Consider the following 20,641-nt stretch of genomic DNA (forward strand, 5'->3'; position numbering starts at 1 on the left):
CGCGCTCAGGGAACCAGGGTGAACTGGACGAGAAGCGGCACGTGATCGCTGAGATAGTCTCGCGCGGTCTTGAACGCCGTGAACGTATCTCCCTTGCCCCAGGAATAGCCCGCCTTGTTCGTGGTCAGCACGGACTCGGCGATCAGCTTGCAGACGCTGTCCTTCTGCAGCAGGTTGATCGTGTCGATCACGGTCACCGCGGTCATTCGACCGGTCGGGCCGGCCAGCACGTTGTCGAGATTCTCGGTGTAATAGGTCGCCGAGTTGCTGCTGTTCTGGGCGCTGGCGATCGGCACCATGATCGTGTTGCCGGTCGTGGCGTTCTCGGTGCTCGTCGCCGTCATCGCCTTGGTGAACCAGGCGGCGCCGCTGGCATCGGTCACGCTCATGTTGAAGTCGGCACAGAAGAACCGCGCCTCATAGGCGGTGCCCGATCCGTCGGGATATTTGAGCAGCTGGTTCGCCTGGGTCGCCAGCGCGTTCAGCCCGGTGGCGGGCCCCGATCCGATGCTCGCGGTGGCGAAGGTCGGGGCGTGATAGCTGGCGACGATGAACGGGTGCGATCCGTCCGCCAGGGTGAAGCCGCAATAGCCCGGGCGGCGGCCGTTCTTCACCGAGATGTTGTTCGGCCAGTCGCCCGAGAACACGCCCTGCACCGGCTTCTTGTCGAGCCATTGCTGGGCCACTGTGTTGCGCCACAGGAACAGATAGCCGTCCCGGTCGCTGCCGCCGGGAAGCGCCTGGATGGCGGTGCCCGTCCAGGTTCCCGTCCACTGCTCCTGGAGCGCGGTGACGAGGAGCTTGTACACGCCCTCCGCCGCGGAGAAGACCAGTTCCTGGATCGTCACGATGTCGGGCTTGTAGAGCGCGATCACCCGCGCGATCAGATTGGCCACAAGTGTCTGGTTGACCTTGGTGTCACCAAGGATCTGGACGTTCCAGCTGAGAACCGTGATCGACGTCGCCATTCGATACCCTCCGCGCAAGCGACCGCGCGCCGAACCACAGGGCCCGACGAGAGACGTCGCCGTCTAAGCAACACGCGAAAACCGAATGGGAAAATGGTCCGGAATTACCTTCCCCCACGCCGGACAGCATAAGTGGGGGAGCCTGGCGAGTCATGCGGAGACGCAGCCGAAACGGCCGTATCGCCCCTAGGGATTCATCGGGTCGAACAGCCGCTCCTCTCCCTGCATCCCCCTGCCCCGTCACCCCCGCGCAGGCGGGGATGACGAGCGCGGGTTGAGGGACTCAGCCGCTTACTTCGTCCCCGAAGGCACCGGCTGCGGCACATTCTCCGGCACCGGCAGCCCGAAGTCGGGCCGGCCATCGGCGGTCCAGCCGAACTTCTGGATGTGCGGTGCGCGCTTGAGCGTGCACTTCATCCCCGCTGCCGAATTGGCGTGGTAGATGATCCAGTTCTCCTTGCCGTCGGGCGACAGGAAGAAGCCGTTATGGCCGGTTGCGTACACACCGTTCCCCTTGTGGAGCACCGGCGCCGGCGCCTTGCTCCACGCCTTGGGGTCGAGCGGGTTGGCGCCCGGCGCCGCGCGCAGCAGCCCCAGCGCATAGTCGTCGGACCAGCAGGGGCTCGCCGAATAGGTCAGGAACAGGTCGCCCCTGGGTCCCGGCAGGAATTCCGGCCCCTCGAGGATCTGGCGCCCGTCGAGCCGCTCCCAGGGCTGGTCGGGCATGGCGATCACCTGCTCCTTGCCCTTGAGCGTCCAGGGGTTCTTCATCTCGGCGATCGCCAGCCCGCTGTCCGGGCCCAGATAGGGCGAATAGACGAAGTAGCGCTTGCCGCGATACTGGAAGGTGGTGCCGTCGATCCCGGCATGCGCGGTGTTGATCCGGCCGCGGTCGATCCAGGTGCCGCCCAGCGGGTCCGCGCCCTTGTTCTCCAGCACGAACACCGCGCGGTGCGCGTCGTCGCTGAAGCCGCTCGCGGTGGCAGTGTAGTAGAGGAACCAGCTCTTGCCGATCCGGTGCAGCTCGGGTGCCCAGATCAGGTGCGCGTTGGCGCCTTCCTTGGGGGGCGTCCACACCTTCTTCCGCTCCGCATTGGCCAGGTCCGCGATGTTCCGCGTCCGGAACAGCGTGATCCCGTCGCGCTGGGTGTGCATATAGTAATAGGTGCCGTCGACCTGGGTGATCCAGGGATCGGGGCCCGAGGGGAGCAGCGGGTTGGTATAGGTCCCCGCCGGCTTGGCCGTGCCGGCCTCCTGCGCCGTGGCGGTCCCGGCCGCGAACAGCGCCGCGCCGATCAGCGCCCCGGTCCAGAATTGCATGCCTCGCATCATCCCGTGCCTCCCCATCTATTTGACTGACTTATCTTATAATTTTGCCGCCCAAATGGCCCTTTGGGCGCAACCTTTGCAACCTTGGGTGTCTGGTCTAGCGCGGAAGCGCGGCGACGAAGGCGCGGGCATTGGCCCCCACCTCGGCGGCGCCCATCCCCGCCTTGTACAGCGCCGATCCCAGGCCGAAGCCTGCCGCGCCGGCCAGCCGCCAGGGGTCCATGTTGTCGGGCGAGATACCGCCCACCGGCAGCACCCGCGCCTCCTTGGGCAGCACCGCGCGCATCGCCTTGAGCACCAGCGGGCTCGCCGCCTCGGCCGGGAACAGCTTGAGCGCGGTCGCCCCCGCGTCGAGCGCGGCGAAGGCCTCGCTCGGGGTGGCGATGCCGGGCAGCGAGACCAGCCCCGCCGCGGCGCTCGCCGAGATCACCCCCATATTGGCGTTGGGCGAGATGATCATCGTGCCGCCCGCGGCCATCACCGCGGTCACCTGCACCTCGCGCAGCACCGTACCCGCGCCGATCACCGCCCGCCCCTCGAAGCGCTTGGCGAGGCGCGCCACGCTCTCCAGCGGATCGGGCGAGTTCATCGGCACTTCGATCAGGGTAAAGCCCGCCGAAACAAGCTCTTCGCCGATCGCCTCGACTTCGTCGGGCCGCACGCCGCGCAGGATCGCGATCAGCGGGCAGCGGGCAAAGGCGGCGTCGAAGGCGGCGAGGTTACTCATGAATGGCTCCCGATGGCGATGATGCCCGCCACGAAGGCGGCGTGGCTGTCGACCAGCGCGGCGCGGCGACCCTGCGCCTCGATCGCTGCCGAATAGAGGCCGCCCAGCACCGGGTCGGCAAGGATATGGACTTCGTCGTGCCCGGCGCGCTCGAGCCGCGCGGCGACGTCGCTGCCGATCAGCAGCCCGCTGGCGAAGCTCGCTGCGTCGGCATCGTCGCGCTCGCCGAGCAGCTTGGCCGCGCGGATGCCGAACAGCGAGGCGGCGAGGTCGCGCTTGCGCCCCTCCTCCACCCCGTCGAGGAACGCCTGGCCCAGCGTCACCTCGGCGCCGAGCTGGCTGGCGAGCAGGCCGTGCTTGCGGAGGAGCGCGAACAGCTCGCCGGTCATCGCCGTGGTGAAGCCGGCGATCCGCCCGCCTTCCATCAGCGCCCATTTGCAGTGGGTGCCCGGCTGCGCCAGCAGCGCGTCGCCCGGCACCAGCCCGGCGGCGACGGCGCCGAGCAGCTGGACTTCCTCGCCCCGCATCACGTCCGCCGGCCCGGTCACCGATACGCCGGGGACGATCGCGGTACGATCGTCGATGCGCAGCAAATTGGCGGCAAGGTCCTCGATCCCGGCCGGGGCGGGCACATAGGGCGCCGCCTGCCAGCCGATGTTCGATCCGACCATGCCCGCCATCAGCATCGGCAGCGCGCCGAACCGCGAGCGAATGCCCGCCGCCTCGGCTTCGAAGTCGCTGACCGACGTAACCCCGCGATCGTCGCGCTCGGTGCGGACGACCTGGCCGCCCTCGATCAGGAAGACGCGCCTATTGGTCGTCCCCCAATCGATGGCGAGGAAGGTGCCGGAAAAGCTCACCACCAGGTCGCGTACAGGGCGATGAGGATCAGGATCACGCCGATGCCGGCCACGTTGAACACCTGCGGCGTCTTGAAGCTCACGCCTTCCATGGTGACGCGGTTGGCGTCGCCGCGGCCCTTGAACAGCACCGAGACGATCATCGCGAGCGCCAGGCTGACCAGGAACACGAACAGCATGCGGTTCATGAAGGGGAACAGCCAGGCGTTGAGCGCCTCCGGGATGTACGACGCCGGATGCTCGATGCTGATGATCGACTTGAGCACCACCGACAGCGCCACCGAGGTGACCGCCGCGACGATCGCGCCGGCTTCGGTCGCCCGCTTCCAGAACAGGCCGAGCAGGAAGATCACCGTGATGCCCGGGGTGAAGAAGCCCGAGAATTCCTGGATGAACTGGAACGCCTGGTCCGACTGGCCGATCAGCGGCTTGGCGGCGAGGATCGCGATCACCACCGAGACGGCGGCGACGATGCGGCCGACGAGCACCAGGTGCTTCTCCTGGCCGGTCTTGCCGGTGCCATTCTCGCCGCGCGTGTTGATACCACGCGCCTTGGCGTAGAGGTCGAGCGTGAAGATCGTGCCGATCGAATTGATCTTCGAAGCGGTCGACGCGATGATCGCCGCGACCAGCGCCGCGAAGACGAGGCCGAGCAGGCCCGGCGGCAGCAGCTTGAGCATCGTCGGATAGGCTTCGTCACCCACCGCGAGGTTCGGCGCCAGCATCACTGCGGCGATGCCCGGCAGCACGATGATCACCGGCATGAGGAGCTTCAGGTACGCGGCGAGCGTGATGCCCTTCTGCGCCTCGCCCAGGTTCTTCGCGGCCAGCGCGCGCTGGATGATGTACTGGTTGAAGCCCCAATAGCTCAGGTTCGCGATCCACATGCCGCCCACGAGCACGGCGATGCCGGGCAGGTCCTTGTAGAAGGGATTGTCGGGCGAGAGGATCATGTCGAACTTCTCGGGATGCGCATTGGCCAGCGCATGGAAGCCGGCGAACACGCCTTGGCCGCCGCCGATCTGGTCGAGCGTCAGGTACGAGACGATCAGGCCGCCCATCACCAGCAACGTCACCTGGACGATGTCGGTCAGCGCCACAGCCTTGAGGCCGCCATAGAGCTGGTAGAGCAGCGCGAAGCCGCCCAGGCCGATCAGCGCCGCCATCTGGTCGACGCCTGCCACCTTGTGCACCGCGATCGAGCCGAGCCAGATGATCGAGGTCAGGTTCACGAACACGTAGAGCGCGAGCCAGAACACCGCCATCAGCACGGGCAGGACCTTGCCGTACCGCTGTTCGAGGAACTGCGGCATGGTGTAGATCTCGTTCTTCAGGAAGATCGGCAGGAAATACTTGCCGACGATCAGCAGCGTCAGCGCCGCCATCCACTCATAGGACGCGATCGCCAGGCCGATCTTGTAGCCCGAACCGGCCATGCCGACGATCTGTTCTGCAGAAATATTTGCAGCGATCAGCGAAGCGCCGATCGCCCACCAGGGCAGCGCCTTGGAGGCAAGGAAATAGTCGGACGTATCCTTGGCATGCCCGGCCTTCTCCCGGCTAACCCATTGTGCTAGGCCGAAAATTCCGATGGCATAGATGATGACCACGATCAGGTCGATTTGCGACAGACTCGTCACGGGCATTCCCTCCCTACGACGCCGCGCGCTCCCGGGCGGCTGAACGGTTCATTTATCGTATTAATTGGTCTTGTCTAGCGTGCAGTTTGGGATACACCTAGGCAGAGAGGGCAAAAAGCGACGATCGTCGCCTCGATAGAAAAGGAAAACCCGCGCGTGGCAACGTCTCTTTCCAGGTCGCACGACGAGTTGCGTCCGCAGCTCGGGCGCAACCTGACCTATGGCCTGCTCGACCGGCTGGGCCGGGCGATCGTCACCGGCCAGTACGAGACCCAGCCCTTCCCGACCGAGGCCGAGCTGACCAAGCAGCATGGCGTCAGCCGCTCGGTGACGCGCGAAGCGGTCAAGATGCTCACCGCCAAGGGCCTGCTGAGCGCCCGCCCCCGCCAGGGTACCGTGGTCGAGCCAACCTCTTCCTGGAACCTGTTTGACACCGATGTCTTGCGCTGGCTGCTGGAGCGGCAATTCTCGGTCGACCTGCTCAAGCAGTTCAACCAGCTGCGCGTCGCGATCGAGCCGGAAGCTGCCGCGCTCGCCGCGCGCTTCGCCGATGACGACGACATGACGGTGATCGCCGAGGGCCTTGCCCGCATGGTCGCCGCCGAAAAGGGACTGGACGACACGCTGGAGGCGGACATCGCCTTCCACGTCTCGATCCTGCGCGCCTCGGGCAATCCCTTCTACGTCCAGTTCCGCGACGTGGTGGGCACCGCGCTGCGCACCTCGATCCGCTTCACCAACCGGGTGAAGGGCCGCACCGCCAACGTCGCCGATCACGGCCGCGTGCTCGAGGCGATCAAGGCCCGCGACCCCGACGCCGCCCGCGTGGCGATGCGCGCGCTGATCTCCGACGTGCTCGAGCTGATCGACACCTACGAGCCGACCGCGGGCTAGGTCCCTGCTCCGGAACCCGTCACCCCGGCCTTGTGCCGGGGTCCACGGAGCCGCAATGGCTAGGTTTTGAGCCTCTTGCCTATGACTCGCTTCACGGTGGACCCCGGCACAAGGCCGGGGTGACGAGGTAGTTTGAGGGGCGTGAAGTCCCCGCGATCAATCCATCTTGATCGGCAGGATCGATCCGTCCTTGCCAAAGGTCACAGAGGTAATCGCCACCCGGCGCGAGCCGGTATAGGGGCCGTCATGCGGCTGCCCTTCCCAGCGGTGATAGGCGATGTACCAGCGCCCGTCCTTGGGATCGCGCAGGAAGGCGTGATGGCCCGGCCCCTTGTACCTGGCGTCGCTCACCAGGATCGCCCCGCGATATTTCCACGGGCCCACCGGCGACGACGCCGTGGCGTAGTGCACCGAATAGGTGGTGTCGCGGAAATTGCCCGAGGAATAGGACAGGTAATAGGTACCCTTGCGCTCGAACATGAACGAGCCCTCGGTGAAGTGCGGCGGCGTCTTCACCTTCACTTCGCGATCGATGCTGACCATGTCGGGCTTGAGCAGCCACACGCGTAGCGTCGCGCCGGCGCTGCCGCCGGCATAGAGATAGCGCTTGCCGCTCTTCGGATCGACGAACACCGCCGGGTCGATCGCCTCGAAGCCGTGGCCGCCGTCATTGACCAGCGGCTTGCCGCTGTCCTTGCACGGACCCGCCGGACCTTCGCACACCGCCACGCCGATGCGGCTCGGCGTCGGGTTCTGCGGGCCGATCGAGTAATAGAAATAATAGCGGCCATTGGCGCGGACCATGTCCGGCGCCCACAGGCGATGCTCGGGCGCGTGATCGTCCTCGATCCACGGGATCATGCTGTGATCGAGGAGGACAGGCCCCTTCTCCCACTTCTGCATGTCGAGCGAATGCCAGGCGACCAGGGTCTTGCCGCCGAAGGTCGGGTAGAGCCAGTACTGGCCTTCCGCGACTTCGAAGTCCGGATCGGCGCCGTCGAAGAAGGACGGCGTGTCCTGGGCATGCGCGGGCAGCGCGGCGAGGACGAGCCCCGCCAGCGCTCCAAGGGCGAGCTTGCGCATCACTTCGCCGCCGGCGCCGCGGGCACCACGCCCTTGGGCGAGGTCGCAAGGCGCTTGATCAGGTCGGCCTCGGCCTGGCGATAGGGCGTACCGTCGGCGCGGAACACCTCGTGGAACCAGATCGTCGGCTCCTCATAGGTATAGGGCTTCTTCCAGCTGTCCCACGGCATGCGGGTCTGCGTCTTCCCGTCGACGAAGCCCCAGTTCATCATGCCGATGTTCAGCCGCTTGGCGATCGGCAGCGAGCCGTCGAAGGTCGAGCCGTTGCCGCGCGCCATATATTCGGTGCAGATCACCGGGCGGCCATAGCTGAGCATCTGGCGCGCGCGCTTCTCGAAGGTCTCGGGCCAGCTATAGTCGTGGAAGGTCATCACGTCCGACTGGGCGATCTGCACCTTCTCGGTCGCGTCGAGCTTGGACTGGTCGTCCCAATGCTCGCCGATCCACACGCCCGAGGTGAGCGGCTGGCTGGGATCGGCCGCGCGCGCCCAGGCGAAGACCTGGGGCAGCAGCTTGGCGACCATCGCCTTCTTGTCCGGCGTCGGCTTGTAGTTGCCGCCGCCGCCATTGTTCGGCTCGTTCCACAGGTCCCAGCCGAGCACGCGGCTGTCGTTGGCGAAGGCGCCGACGACGCCCTTCACGTACGACTCCAGCTTGCCATACTGGCTCTCGTCCTTGAGGCGGGCGGCGCCCGGCGCCTGGACCCAGCCCGAATTGTGGACGCCCGGGATCGGCGGATGCTGCGGCCCGGCCACCGGGTTCGGATCCCAGCAGCTGTCGAACAACACGAACAGCGGCTTGATCTTGTGCTTGGCGGCGATCGTCAGGAACACGTCCATCCGCTTCTTCAGCCCCTCGGGGTCATTCTCCCAGAGCAGGTTGTGCAGGAACACGCGCATCGTGTTCATGCCGATCGACTCGGCATAGCCCAGCTCCTTGTCGATCGTCGCCGGATCGAAGGTCTCGGGCTGCCACATCTCGAGCTGGTTGATCGCGTTGGCGGGCGCGTAGTTCGAGCCGACCAGCCAGGGCTGCTTGGCGTACCAGGCGTTCGCCTGCGCCGGGGTCCACTGGTCGCGCGCCAGCGCGGGGGTCGCCACGAGCATCGCGGCGACGAACAACATTACACGCTTCATACCGCCCCCTTTAGCGCTTGGCGGCCTGACCCGTGGTCAGGCGATAGGTCATGACGTTGTGATAGGTCTGGCCCGGCTCGAGGCGGGCGCTGGTGAAGCCCTTCTGGTTGGGCGAGTCCGGGAAGAGCTGCGGCTCCATCACGAAGCCGTCGCCCTCGCGATATACCTTCTTGGCCTTGCCGTAGGAGGTGCCGTCCAGGAAGTTGCCCGAATAGAATTGCAGGCCCGGCTGGTTCGACCACAGCTCGAAGCCGCGGCCCGAAGCCGGATCATAGACCTTCGCCATCAGGTGCTGGCTCTTGGTCACTTCGCGGCCGATCACCCAGTTATGGTCGTAACCGCGCGCCCAGACGATCTGCTGGTCGCTGGCGTCGCGGACGCGCTCGCCGATCGCATGCGGGGTGCGGAAGTCGAACACCGTGCCGGCCACCGACTTGAACTCGCCGGTCGGGATCGCGCCATCGTCGGTCGGCAGATAGGTCTGCGCCGGGATCGTCACGACATGCCCCATCGCGCCGTTCGACGAGCCTTCGCCCGACAGGTTCCAGCAGCCATGGTTGGTCAGGTTGACGATCGTCGTCTTGTCGGTGGTCGCGCTATAGTCGATCGTCAGGTGGTTCTGCTCGTCGAGCGAATAGGTCGCATCCACGGTCAGCGTGCCCGGATAGCCCATGTCGCCATCGGGGCTGACATAGCGCAGCGTCACCGATGCGGTCGGCCCGCTCTTCACCGAAGTGACGGTCCACAGCACCTTGTCGAAGCCGGTGGTGCCGCCGTGCAGCGCGTTCTTCCCGTTGTTGATCGGGGTCTGGTAGGTCTTGCCGTCGAGCGTGAACTTGCCCGCCGCCAGGCGGTTGCCGAAGCGGCCGACGATCGGGCCGAAATATTGCGGCTTGGCGAGATACTGCTCGAGATTGTCATAGCCCAGCGCGACATCGGCCTTGCGGCCGTTGCGATCCGGCATGACCAGCGACTGGATCGTCGCGCCCCAGCCGATGATCTTCGCCGAAACGCCCTTGCCGTTGGTGAGCGTCACCGCTTCCACCACGCGCCCGTCGGGCAGCGTGCCGAAGGTGCCGCGCTTGGCGGTGGCGGCTTCGGCGTTGGTCGCGAGGGCGCAGGCGAGCGCCGCTCCCACCAACAAAGCGTTCTTGCGCAGGGTCATGCCTTTTCTCCTGGTCAACCGCGATAGAGCTGGGTCGCCAGGCCGCGGCAGCCTGGATCGACCTCGAACAATGCGCCGCCATGGGGCTCGTCCACCCCATCGGCTGCGGATGTGACGAACATGCGGTCCAGCCCTTCGCCGGCAAAGGTGCAGCTGGTGATCTGGCTCGCCGGCAGTTCGATTGTACGCATGCGTTCGCCCTGAGGCGAGAAGCGGGTGACGCAGCCGGCACCCCAGCAGCCGACCCACAGGCAGCCCTCGGCGTCGAAGGTCATGCCGTCGGGGTTGCCCCATTCGGGCTGGAACTCGATGAACGGCTTGCGCGGGCCGAGCGTGCCGTCGTCCTGGATGGCGAAGCGGAAGATCGTCGCCAGCGAAGTGTCGGTGTGGAGCAGGAAGCTGCCGTCCGCCGCGATCGCCGGGCCGTTGGCGATGGCATAGGGCCGGTCGACCCGGGTCGCGGTGCCGTCGATGTCGAGCCGGTAGAAGCTGCCGGTCGGGTCCTCGCAGTTGATCGACATGGTGCCGGCCCAGATCCGCCCCTGCGGATCGGCCTTGGCATCGTTGATCCGGTTGCCGGTGGCGTCTGGCTCAGGCGCGGCGATCGTGCGCGTGTCGCCGGTATCGGGATCGAAGCCCACGAAGCGGCGGCCGAGCCCCAGGACGAAGCCGCCCCGCTCGCGCTCGATTGCCCAGCCCAGATAGTCGTCGAACACCCAGCCGGTGATCGCTCCGGTCTCCAGCGACAGCCGGTTGAGCCGGTGCGACAGGATGTCGGTCCAGTAGAGCGCATTGTCGCGCGCCGACCAGAGCGGCCCCTCGCCCAGCTGGTCGCGGCGGTCGCGCTCGACGATGCGGACGAGGGACATCAGTGGCTGTCCCGCGGCACGCCGTATTTCTGCGCGATGCGCTGGTACTTCACTGCGTTCTCGAACACCGCGCCGCCGTCGAACTGGCCGACCAGGTTGCGGTGGATCTCCTGCCACGGCGTCTGGCTCTCGGGCACATAGTCGATGGCGAGCGCGGCGCGGCGGCGCGCCAGCTCTTCCTCGTCCACCAGCATGTCCGCGGTGCGCTTCTTCAGGTCGATGCGGATGCGGTCGCCGGTCTGGACGATCGCCAGCCCGCCGCCCACCGCAGCCTCGGGCGCCGCGTTGAGGATCGAAGGACTGCCCGACGTGCCCGACTGGCGCCCGTCGCCCAGGCACGGCAGCGCATGCACGCCTGCCTGGATCAGCGCCACCGGCGGGCGCATGTTCACCACTTCGGCGCCGCCCGGATAGCCGACCGGCCCCGCCCCGCGCATGATCAGGATCGAGCGCTCGTCGGCGCCCAGCGCAGGATCGTCGATCCGCTTGTGATAATCCTCGGGCCCGTCGAACACGATCGCCGTGCCCTCGAACATGCCGGGATGCGCGGGATCGGAGAGATAGCGCCCGCGGAACTCCTCGGAGAGCACGCTGAGCTTCATCACCGCATTGTCGAACAGGTTGCCCGACAGCACGGTAAGGCCCGCGGCCTGCTTCAGCGGCGCATCGATCGGGAAGATCACATCGGCGTCCTGCGCGGTCGCGGTGCCGACATTCTCTTCCACGGTCTTGCCGTTGACGGTCAGCGCGCTGCCGTCGATCAGCCCGGCGCGGAGCAGCTGCCCCATCACCGCAGGCACGCCGCCGGCGCGGTAGAAGTCCTCGCCCAGATACTTCCCCGCCGGCTGCAGGTTCACCAGCAGCGGGATGTCCGCGCCATGCTCTTCCCAGTCGGCCAGGCTCAGCTCGACGCCGATATGGCGGGCGATGGCGTTGAGGTGGATCGGGGCGTTGGTCGAGCCACCAATCGCCGAGTTGACGCGGATCGCGTTGAGGAACGCCTGGCGCGTCAGCACGTCCGAAGGCTTGCGGTCGGCGCGCACCATTTCGACGATCTGCACGCCGGTGTGATAGGCGCATTCGGCGCGGTCGCGGTACGGCGCCGGGATCGCCGCCGAACCGGGCAGCGACATGCCGAGCGCCTCGCACAGCGAGTTCATCGTCGTCGCGGTGCCCATCGTGTTGCACCAGCCGGTCGACGGCGCCGAGCTGGCGACCAGCTCGATGAAGCCCTTATAGTCGATCTCGCCGGCCGCGAGCATCTCGCGCGCCTTCCACACGATCGTGCCGGAGCCGGTGCGCTCGCCCTTGAACCAGCCGTTGAGCATCGGGCCGACCGACAGCGCGATCGCCGGGATGTTCACCGTGGCTGCGGCCATCAGGCAGGCCGGCGTGGTCTTGTCGCAGCCGATGGTCATGACGACGCCGTCCATCGGATAGCCGAAGATCGCCTCGACCAGGCTCAGATACTGGAGGTTGCGGTCGAGCCCCGCGGTCGGGCGCTTGCCGGTTTCCTGGATCGGATGGGTCGGGAATTCGAGCGCGATGCCGCCCGCGTCGCGGATGCCCTCGCGCACGCGCTTGGCGAGCTCGAGATGGTGGCGGTTGCACGGGGTCAGGTCGCTGCCGGTCTGGGCGATGCCGATGATCGGCCGGCCCGATTGCAGTTCTTCCAGGCTGATGCCGAAGTTGAGGTAGCGCTCGACATACAGCGCTGTCATGTCGGGGTTGGAGGGGTCGTCGAACCAGGCGCGCGACCGCAGATTGGCGCGCTTACCCTCGACTTCACCGCCCCCGGACATAGATACCCTCTCGCAAATACCAGCCGCTGTTCGCGGGCTCGTTCGAATATGAGGCGTACTTGATAGAGCGGATCGCCGCGGATAGGAAGCATATATATCGTATAAAAGGGAGTTAAGGGTGCAAAGCTTTCGCCTGGGCCTGGTAGGCATCGGAAAAATCGCGCGAGATCAGCATCTTCCGGCCATTGCCGGGAATGCGCGGTTCGAGCTTGCGGCGATCGCCAGCCGGCACGGGCGGGTCGATGGCGTGCCGAATTATCCCGATACGGCGGCGATGATCGCCGGGACGGAGCTCGATGCGGTTTCCTTCTGCACGCCGCCCGAGGGCCGCCACGATCTTGCCCGCATCGCGATCGCCGCCGGCAAGCATGTGATGCTCGAAAAGCCGCCCGCCGCGACGCTCTCGGAGATCGAGGCGCTGGCAGCGTTCGCCCGCGAGAAGAACGTTACGCTCTACACCAGCTGGCATTCGCGCGAAGCCGCCGGCGTCGGTGCCGCCCGCGCCTGGCTCGCCCGCCGCGAAATCAAGGCGGTGCGCATCGACTGGCGCGAGGATATCCGCCGCTGGCACCCCGGCCAGGAATGGATCCTGGCGCCGGGCGGCTTCGGCGTGTTCGATCCGGGCATCAACGCGCTGTCGATCGCCACGGCGATCCTCCCTGCCCCGCTCTTCGTCGAGGCCGCGACGATGGACGTGCCCGCCGGCCGCGCCGGCCCGCTCGCCGCCGAGATGCAGCTGCGCTGCGGCGACGCCAGGGGTCGCGCCTCGTTCGATTTCCTCCAGACCGGCCCGCAGACCTGGGACATCGAGGTCGATACCGATGCCGGCACGCTCAAGCTGTCGCTCGGCGGCAGCGTGCTCCAGCTGCCCGGCGAGGCCGAATGCACCGAGGCCGACCAGGAATATCCGCGCCTCTACGCCCGCTTCGCCGAGTTCATCGCCAACGGCACCAGCGAAGTCGACGTCCGCCCGATGCGCCTCGTCGCCGACGCCTTCCTCCTCGCCGAACGCCGCGAGACCGAGGCGTTCGAATTCTGACACTTGCCGTCATCCCGGCGCAAGCCGCTCCCCGGCGCAAGCCGGGGTCCAGGGTTTCTCTGCCGCGTCGCTCGTGACCCTGGGCCCCGGCTTTCGCCGGGGAGCCTGAAAGGCCGGAGTGACGGATAGAGTTGCAATGTAGGATTTCGCCTGCTTGGCTCCCCCGGCCGGGGCACACCCCGCCGCTCTTTCAAGCCGTAGGAAATGTAGGACCAGTCCCGCGCAAGGATGTTGCGAGATGCAACGCGTTTCGCCGAACTGTGTCAACGCAAGCGCCGCGAAAATCCGCTCTTGGCGTGTACTTTGTGTCCTTTGACGAGTCGCCGCCGCGCGCGCTGTAGGACAAACAAACGGGCCCCGGCACGGATGCCGGGGCCCAGTATCGAGCCGACGGAGATGGCTCGTTTGGAGTGCGGAAATCAGCGCTCGATCTGCGGCACGCGGATGCTGTCCTCGCCGATCAGGATCGGCACCAGGCCGAAGTGCCGGCGCCAGGGCGCGGTCGTGTCGTTGCCGAACATCGTGTACCAGAAATGGCCCTGGGCATCGCGGAAGGCGGTGCCATGGCCGCCATGCGGCACCGCCAGGCGGCGCTTGCTGTACGGGCCCATCAGCGTCTTCGAGGTGCCGTACATCATGTCATAGGTGCCGTCGGTGCGCAGTGGCCCGTTCCATTCGGCACCGGTCAGGAAATAGGTGCCGTTCACCTTGATCAGGCCATTGCCCTCATAGCCGACATTCTCGCCGTCGGTGTCGACCAGGCGCTTCACCTCGCCCTCGAAGCCATCGCGCTTGGCGTTGAGCTTGCCGATCCGGCCGCCGCCCCAGAGCAGGTAGAAGCCGCTCTCGTCCTCGAACGGGAAGGCGTCGATGCCCTCCACGGCATAGCTGGCGTGCGTGTTGACATAGGGGCCGATCGCCTTGCCGCTGGTCGATCTGAACAGCCAGGACTTGCCCCCCACCCCGCGCTCCATCACCGAGAAGGCGAGATAATAGGTCTTGTCCTTCGCCGACCAGTGGATCTCCGGCGCCCAGAGCTCTGCCACGTCCTTGAAGCTGTAGCCCAGCCCCTTCCAGTCGAAGATCATCTTCGACGGCGCCCAGCTCTTGAGATCAGTCGAGCGATAGAGCGTCACGCCGCCCTCGGGATACTGGAAGCCGAAGCCCTTCTGCGTGCCGACCAGATAATAGGCGCCGTCCCCGCCCATCATCACCGAGGGGTCGCGCATCATCTCGGTCGTCACCAGCGCCTGGCGATCGGCGACGGCGCTGTTCTCGGTCAGCACCGACGCCGCCTGGCGGATGCGGCCGTCCTCGGCGCGCTCGAGCGGGACGAGACCGACCTGCTCGCAGAACATCGCGAAATCGTCCTCGCAGCGCGGGTTGTAGCTGGCGACCAGCTTGCCGTCCTTGGTGCGTATCACATTGCTCTGCCCGGCATGCGGCACGGCGAGCATGCGCTTGCTGAACGGGCCATAGGGCGTGGGGCCGGTCGCCATGTAGAGGTCGTCGGTGGCGGTGCGCATCCGGCCAGTCACTTCGCTGGCGGTGATCACATATTGGTCGCCGTCCTTGAACATCGAGGCGCCGGCCTTGCCGACGCGCAGCCGCACCGGCCAGTCCTTGCCCGCGGGCGGATCGACCTTGAACAGCTCGGGATCGGGCTTGAGGAAGCGCGGTGCCTCGGCAAGCTTCGAGGCGTCCGCCGCCACCTTGGCGATATAGGCCCCGCCCCACAGCAGATAGCTGGTGCCATCGGTGTCGATGAAGGACGAGACGTCGGCGACATCGCTCGCCAGGCACGGGCTCTCGGTGAAGCCCGCCTTCAGGTTGGCGAGCGAGCCACGGGCGATGTGCGCGCAGCCATTGTCGTTGGCGAAGGCGAGCTGGACCAGGTCGCCGCGGATCTGGATGTCCGGCGCGACATAGCGGTGCTTGGCGCCGTGGACGACGCCGAGCGCGGTCCAGCTCTTGCCGTCATCGGCCGAGGACCAGAGCTGGATGCCGTCGCGGCGGCCGTCGCGGATCACCGTGCCGGTGACGAACCAGCGCCCGTCCGCCGCCTGCGCCACCGAGGCGTCGGTGATCGCATGTGCGGCGAAGAACGACTTCACCGGCATCGCATCCGGTGCCGGCATCACCGTCGCGTTGCGGTCCTGCGACGGGTGGTCGATGAAGATGTCGTCCGCCGGCGGGCGGTTTGCCGGCGCGGCCTGCTGGGCGAGCGCCGCAGCCGGGATGAGCGAAGTGGCGGCAAGCGCAGCGGCCAGGAAATGCTTCACGATGTCGTCCTCGTGTCGGTCGAAAAACAAGGGGCGGCGCCGCTCGGGAAGAAGCTTCCGTCGCGACGCCGCCCGGTACCTTAAGCTACGTCGTTCCGGATCAGAACCGGACGCGGACGCCCGCACGATAGACGCTCTCCAGGAAGCGCGTCTGCCATGCATAGACCTGACCCGCCGCGTTGAACGTGCGGTAGTTGCGATACACGCCGCCGAGCAGGTTGTTGACGTTGAAGCTCAGCGTGATGTTGTCGGTCGGCGAGAGCGTCGCCGCGAAGTCCGCCGTGCCGCGGCCATTGACCTTGATCGGCAACGTCGGGCCGAGCACGCCGGCACCCAGCGCCGGATCGACCACGCGGCCGTAGCTGTCGATGAAGTCGGTGCGGTAGTTGTACGACAGGCGGAGCGAGACGAACTTGTTCTCGTACCAGCCCGACACGTTGACCGTGTGCTTCGAGGTGCCGGCGACGCGCTGCATGCCCGGCAGGGTCGCAGCGAGGTCAGGCGCCAGCTCCGACTTCGCGTCGAGATAGGTGTAGTTCACCATGCCACCGAAGTTCGCCATCCAGTTCGGCAGCCACGGCGCGCGCAGGAAGCTGCGGACACCGGCCTCGAGGCCCTTGATCCGGCCCGCACCGCCATTGGTCGGCTGGCTGACGCGCAGGCGGCCGAACTCGGCATCGGTCACGTCGGTGGTGAACGTGTTGATGAAGCCGTTCACGTCCTTGTAGAAGCCGCCCAGCGTGATCGCGCCGCTGCGGGTGAAGTAATATTCCACCGACGCGTCATAGTTCTTCGACGTGGTCGGCTTCAGGTCCGGATTGCCCGAGCTTGCGCTGCGGATGCAGTCCGCGCCGTTCGGATCGGCGCAGGTGTTGCCCGTGGGCAGCGCGCCGATGGTGATCGTCGGGTTGAGCTGGCCGAAGCCCGGGCGCGTGCGCGTCTCGGTATAGGCCAGGCGCATCTGCAGCTTCGGATCGAGCTTGATGCGCATGCTGATGTTGGGGAGATAGTCTTCGGTGCTCGTCGACGTGGTGATCGGCGTGATCGTGGTCACGCTGCCCGTGGTCGAGCGGCGCAGGCCGTTGATCATCACGTCCGCCTTGGTGGCGCGAACGCCGAACAGGCCGTCGATCGGCACCCCGGCGATCTCGAAGGCGTAGCGCGCCTGCAGATAGCCGGTGTAGAGCTTCTCGTTGCTGGTGAAGGTCGGCGTGCCCCAGGCCGGATCGCCCTTCGCCAGGCCGGTCATGGTGCGCAGCGTGTCGAGATTGGCGACCAGGCTCTCACGGGTCGGCGAGAGCCAGGTGCGGATCGACGTGGCATCGTCGTTGCGGAAGCCGCTCGCCGCCGTCTGGATGTCGAGCATCGACGCCAGCACCGCATAGGTCTGGCCGGCCGGAGCCGCCGCGGTCGCCTGCGAATAGGTGTAGTTGTTCGCGTCGCGGTTCGAGAAGCGGATGCCCGCCTGCAGATTGGTGAGGCCGAAGCGATCGAGCTTGTAGTCGAGGTCCAGGCGGCCCTGCCAGCTCTCGCCATGGCCGCGGTTGCCGGTCTGGGTCAGACCGGTCCAGCGATAGTTGGCGGGATTGAACAGGTCGTAGTTGATGAAATTGACGGTGCCGCCGCCCACGCCCTGTGCCGTGTCGAACTCGAAGTGGCGCGCCGGCGAGCTGGTCAACGTGTAGTTGAACGCGACGTTGCGGTTGATGAAGGTCGACTCGGTATAGGCGACATCACCGGTGATCTTCAGGCCATTGTTCTTCCAGATGAAGCCGCCGCCGGCCTGATAGGTATCGGTCGACTGGTCGTTGATCTGCTGCGCCCCGGTCGGCGCTGCGCCGGTCCCCGCCGCCGCATCGAAGCTCGCAGCCTGGTTGGTGCCCGGGATCAGCACGATGTTGCTCAGCGTGGCAAGATCGCCCGAGACGACCTGGAGATTGTGGCCATCGCCCTTGCCGCGATAGCCCTGGAACAGGCCGTCGAGGTAGATTTCGAGCGTGTGGCTCGGGCGCCACTGGAAGGCCGCATCGACGTTCGGGCGCCAGCGGGTCGCCGAGCCATAGTCGGTGTTGACGAAGTTCGGATAGCGCAGCTGGGAGTAGCCGGCGATGTTGGTCCGGTTGCGGATATCCTGCGCAACGGCGCGAGAGGAGTCGATGTACTTGGTGTCGGCGTAGGAACCCTCGATCAGGAAGCCCATTTCGCCCAGGCCAGTCTTCCAGCGCGTGCTGAACAGCCCGTTCGCCTCGACGCCCAGCCGCTGCGACTGGTACCAGTGCACGCCGCCGACATAGCCGGTGATGCGCGTGCCCTTGAAATCGAACGGCTTGCGCGACTTCACGTCAACCAGACCGGCAAGGCCCGCCTCGAGCAGATCGGCGCTGGCCGACTTATAGACGTCGATGCGCGCGATACTGTTCGACGGGAAGTCCTGCAGCTGGACGAAGCGCCCCTCCGCGGTGAACACTTCGCGGCCGTTATAGGTGGTGGCAAGATCCGGAAGGCCGCGAATGCGGACGCCCTGCGCCACGCCGGCGTCACGCGTGACGGTGACGCCGGTGATGCGGGCGAGGGATTCGGAAGCCGTGACGTCGGGCAGCTTGCCGATGTCCTCTGCGACGACCGAATCGATGATCTGATCGGAATCCTGCTTGACCGACTGCGCGGACTCGAGGCTGCGACGGATACCGCTCACCACGATCTCGTTGGTGCCGGCAGGCGCTTCCTGCTCCTGCACGCCGATTTCAGTGGTGTCCGGAGCGGTATCCTGCGCCATCGCGGCAGCGGGAATCATCGCGAGTGCCGCAGCCGAGCTGGTTGCGAGCAGGAAATAACAATTGCGCTTAGTCACTTAGCCTCCCCCATTCTTATTCTTTGGAACTTATCTATCGTAATTATCATACTAAATCTCTCCTGACAAGACGGTCCATTCCGGATCGAATGACCGGTCACGGCTCCAGAGAGGTTGCGTTGGCTGGCCGGCGTCACCTCCGAGAGGCGACATCCCCACCGCTACCAGGCATCCCGCGCCAGGCGCGAGACCATTGATCCAGGCCGAAAAAACCTGGAACCTGATGCTCCCATGCCCCCGCGAGCCTGGGATCGATGCACGCCGCGACGACGCGCGGATGCTTCTATCTGCCCGCCGGAATCGCACCGCCCAAACAAGCTTTGCTTGTGATACGATAAATAGTATTCCACGCCATCAAGCCGGCCAGAACAGCGAGGAGAGAGACGTGAAGGCAGCGATGACACGCCGTGGAATGTTGATGGCGAGCGCCGCCACGCTGGCCGCTCCGGGAGCCGCCTTTGCCGCGACGGTGCGCAAGCCCAACATCATCATCCTCTATGCTGACGACCTCGGCTATGGCGACCTGAGCTGCTACGGCTCGAAGACGATCCATACGCCGAACATCGACCGGCTGGCGGCGCGCGGCACGCGCTTCGTCAACGGTCACTCGCCCTCAGCCACCTGCACGCCCTCTCGATATGCACTGCTGACCGGCGACTATGCGTGGCGCGCCGATGGCGTGCAGATCCTGCCGGGCGACGCGCCGGCGCTGATCCGCCCGGGCAAGTTCACCCTGCCGACGATGCTGCGCAACGCCGGCTACACCACCGGCCTGGTCGGCAAATGGCATCTGGGCCTGGGCAGCGGCAAGGTCGACTGGAACGGCGACATCGCGCCGGGTCCGGTCGACATCGGCTTCGACTATGGCCTGTTCATGCCGGCGACGCTCGACCGCGTGCCGACGGTGCTGATCGAGAATCGCCGCGTGCTGAACCTCGACCCCGCCGACCCGATCGAGGTGAACTACCACGACAAGATCGGCGACGAGCCGACCGGCTTCGACCATCCCGAGATGCTCAAGTTCGGCGCCGATCCCGAGCATTCGAACACGATCGTCAACGGCATCAGCCGCATCGGCTACATGACCGGGGGCAAGAAGGCGCGCTGGACCGACGAGGAGCTCAGCGACGTGCTGCTGGGCAAGGCCGTCGACTTCATCGGTCGCCAGAAGGGCAAGCCCTTCTTCCTCTATTACGCCGTCAACGAACCGCATGTGCCCCGCGCGCCGCACCCGCGCTTCGTCGGCAAATCGGGCCTGGGATCGCGCGGCGATTCGATCCTGCAGCTGGACTGGACGGTGGGCGAGCTGATGCGCCAGCTCGAGAAGCTGGGCATCGCCGACGACACGCTGGTGGTGTTCAGCAGCGACAACGGCCCGATCCTGTTCGACGGCTATCAGGACAAGGCCGTCGAGCTCGCCGGCAAGCATCGCCCGGCCGGGCCGTTCAGCAGCGGCAAGTACAGCATCTACGAGGGCGGCACCCGCGTGCCGATGATCGCCTGCTGGCCGGGCAAGGTGCGTGCCGGCAAAGTCTCGACCGCGATCATCGACCATGTCGACCTGCTCATCTCGCTGGCGAAGCTGGTCGGCGGATCGGTGCCGCACGACGCCGCGGTGGACAGCTTCGACATGCTCGCCCCGCTGCTCGGCGAGACCGATCACGGACGCGACTATGTGATCGAGGATACCAAGCTGATGGTCACCACCGGCACCAAGGTGGCAGGGAGCGGCGCGCGCATCTTCGCGATCCGCGCCGGCGACTGGAAGCTGATCCGCGCCAGCGTGGAGCCGCACGAGTTCCACGGCAACGCGATCGGCACGCTGCCGGTCCACCAGCTCTACAACGTCGCCCGCGACCCCGGCGAAAAGGTCAACCTGGCCGAGAAGAACCCGGCAAGGACGGCGCGGATGGCGGCCTGGCTCGACAAGATCCAGCGCGACGGGCGCAGCCGGCCGTAGCTCGCGGCGATAGGTCCCCGGCGAAAGCCGGGGCCC

Annotated in this window: 15 protein-coding genes; 3 read left to right on the forward strand and 12 right to left on the reverse strand. The window is 66.5% G+C overall.

The features are described 5' to 3' along the window. Positions 1 to 5 precede the first annotated feature (5 nt). The 5 genes from P6144_RS10785 to P6144_RS10805 all read right to left on the reverse strand — a co-directional run bounded on the left by P6144_RS10785 (position 6) and on the right by P6144_RS10805 (position 5,530). Entirely contained in the window at positions 6 to 968 is a 963-nt protein-coding gene (locus tag P6144_RS10785) for an endonuclease/exonuclease/phosphatase family protein (RefSeq protein ID WP_277767761.1), read from the reverse strand. Between the two features lie 291 nt (positions 969 to 1,259). After that, positions 1,260 to 2,288 (reverse strand): glycoside hydrolase family 43 protein, encoded by a 1,029-nt coding sequence (locus P6144_RS10790; RefSeq protein WP_277767762.1) that lies wholly within the window; start codon positions 2,286 to 2,288, stop codon positions 1,260 to 1,262. A gap of 106 nt (positions 2,289 to 2,394) precedes the next feature. After that, the gene (locus tag P6144_RS10795; protein ID WP_277767763.1) at positions 2,395 to 3,024 is read right to left on the reverse strand and encodes a 2-dehydro-3-deoxy-6-phosphogalactonate aldolase; all 630 of its coding nucleotides are present in this window, start codon (positions 3,022 to 3,024) and stop codon (positions 2,395 to 2,397) included. Continuing rightward, entirely contained in the window at positions 3,021 to 3,890 is an 870-nt protein-coding gene (locus tag P6144_RS10800; RefSeq protein ID WP_277767959.1) for a 2-dehydro-3-deoxygalactonokinase, read from the reverse strand. The genes P6144_RS10795 and P6144_RS10800 overlap by 4 nt, the downstream gene beginning before the upstream one ends. Then, complete coding sequence (locus P6144_RS10805; RefSeq protein ID WP_277767764.1) at positions 3,881 to 5,530, reverse strand: sodium/sugar symporter; 1,650 nt, start codon at positions 5,528 to 5,530, stop codon at positions 3,881 to 3,883. Before P6144_RS10805 ends, P6144_RS10800 begins: the two co-directional genes overlap by 10 nt. 150 nt (positions 5,531 to 5,680) lie before the next feature. Between P6144_RS10805 and P6144_RS10810 the strand changes: the two genes are divergently transcribed. Then, positions 5,681 to 6,418, forward strand: a complete 738-nt coding sequence (locus P6144_RS10810; protein ID WP_277767765.1) for a FadR/GntR family transcriptional regulator — start codon at positions 5,681 to 5,683, stop codon at positions 6,416 to 6,418. A 156-nt stretch (positions 6,419 to 6,574) separates the two neighbouring features. Here the strand turns inward: P6144_RS10810 and P6144_RS10815 are convergent, their stop codons facing one another. The 5 genes from P6144_RS10815 to P6144_RS10835 are packed head-to-tail and all read right to left on the reverse strand — an operon-like array spanning position 6,575 to position 12,473. Further along, positions 6,575 to 7,501: a family 43 glycosylhydrolase gene (locus P6144_RS10815; RefSeq protein ID WP_277767766.1), complete on the reverse strand. Its 927-nt coding sequence runs from the start codon at positions 7,499 to 7,501 to the stop codon at positions 6,575 to 6,577. After that, complete coding sequence (locus P6144_RS10820; RefSeq protein ID WP_277767767.1) at positions 7,501 to 8,637, reverse strand: cellulase family glycosylhydrolase; 1,137 nt, start codon at positions 8,635 to 8,637, stop codon at positions 7,501 to 7,503. The genes P6144_RS10815 and P6144_RS10820 overlap by 1 nt, the downstream gene beginning before the upstream one ends. A 10-nt stretch (positions 8,638 to 8,647) precedes the next feature. Next, entirely contained in the window at positions 8,648 to 9,802 is a 1,155-nt protein-coding gene (locus P6144_RS10825; protein WP_277767768.1) for an aldose epimerase family protein, read from the reverse strand. Between the two features lie 14 nt (positions 9,803 to 9,816). After that, on the reverse strand, positions 9,817 to 10,671 hold the full coding sequence (locus P6144_RS10830) for an SMP-30/gluconolactonase/LRE family protein (protein ID WP_277767769.1): 855 nt from the start codon (positions 10,669 to 10,671) through the stop codon (positions 9,817 to 9,819). Next, positions 10,671 to 12,473, reverse strand: a complete 1,803-nt coding sequence (locus tag P6144_RS10835; protein ID WP_277767770.1) for an IlvD/Edd family dehydratase — start codon at positions 12,471 to 12,473, stop codon at positions 10,671 to 10,673. Before P6144_RS10835 ends, P6144_RS10830 begins: the two co-directional genes overlap by 1 nt. Before the next feature lie 118 nt (positions 12,474 to 12,591). Between P6144_RS10835 and P6144_RS10840 the strand changes: the two genes are divergently transcribed. Continuing rightward, a complete protein-coding gene (locus P6144_RS10840) occupies positions 12,592 to 13,512 on the forward strand; it encodes a Gfo/Idh/MocA family oxidoreductase (RefSeq protein WP_277767771.1) in 921 nt (306 codons plus the stop codon). Positions 13,513 to 13,931: 419 nt separating this feature from the next. Here P6144_RS10840 and P6144_RS10845 read toward each other — a convergent pair whose 3' ends face one another. Continuing rightward, complete coding sequence (locus tag P6144_RS10845) at positions 13,932 to 15,824, reverse strand: family 43 glycosylhydrolase (protein ID WP_277767772.1); 1,893 nt, start codon at positions 15,822 to 15,824, stop codon at positions 13,932 to 13,934. 70 nt (positions 15,825 to 15,894) lie between these two features. Beyond that, entirely contained in the window at positions 15,895 to 18,645 is a 2,751-nt protein-coding gene (locus tag P6144_RS10850) for a TonB-dependent receptor (protein WP_277767773.1), read from the reverse strand. A 418-nt stretch (positions 18,646 to 19,063) separates the two neighbouring features. On the opposite strand from P6144_RS10850, the gene P6144_RS10855 reads away from it, so the two are divergent. Then, positions 19,064 to 20,605: an arylsulfatase gene (locus P6144_RS10855; RefSeq protein WP_277767774.1), complete on the forward strand. Its 1,542-nt coding sequence runs from the start codon at positions 19,064 to 19,066 to the stop codon at positions 20,603 to 20,605. Positions 20,606 to 20,641: the final 36 nt, after the last annotated feature.

The organism is Sphingomonas sp. HITSZ_GF, from assembly GCF_029543155.1.
Classification (GTDB): domain Bacteria; phylum Pseudomonadota; class Alphaproteobacteria; order Sphingomonadales; family Sphingomonadaceae; genus Sphingomonas.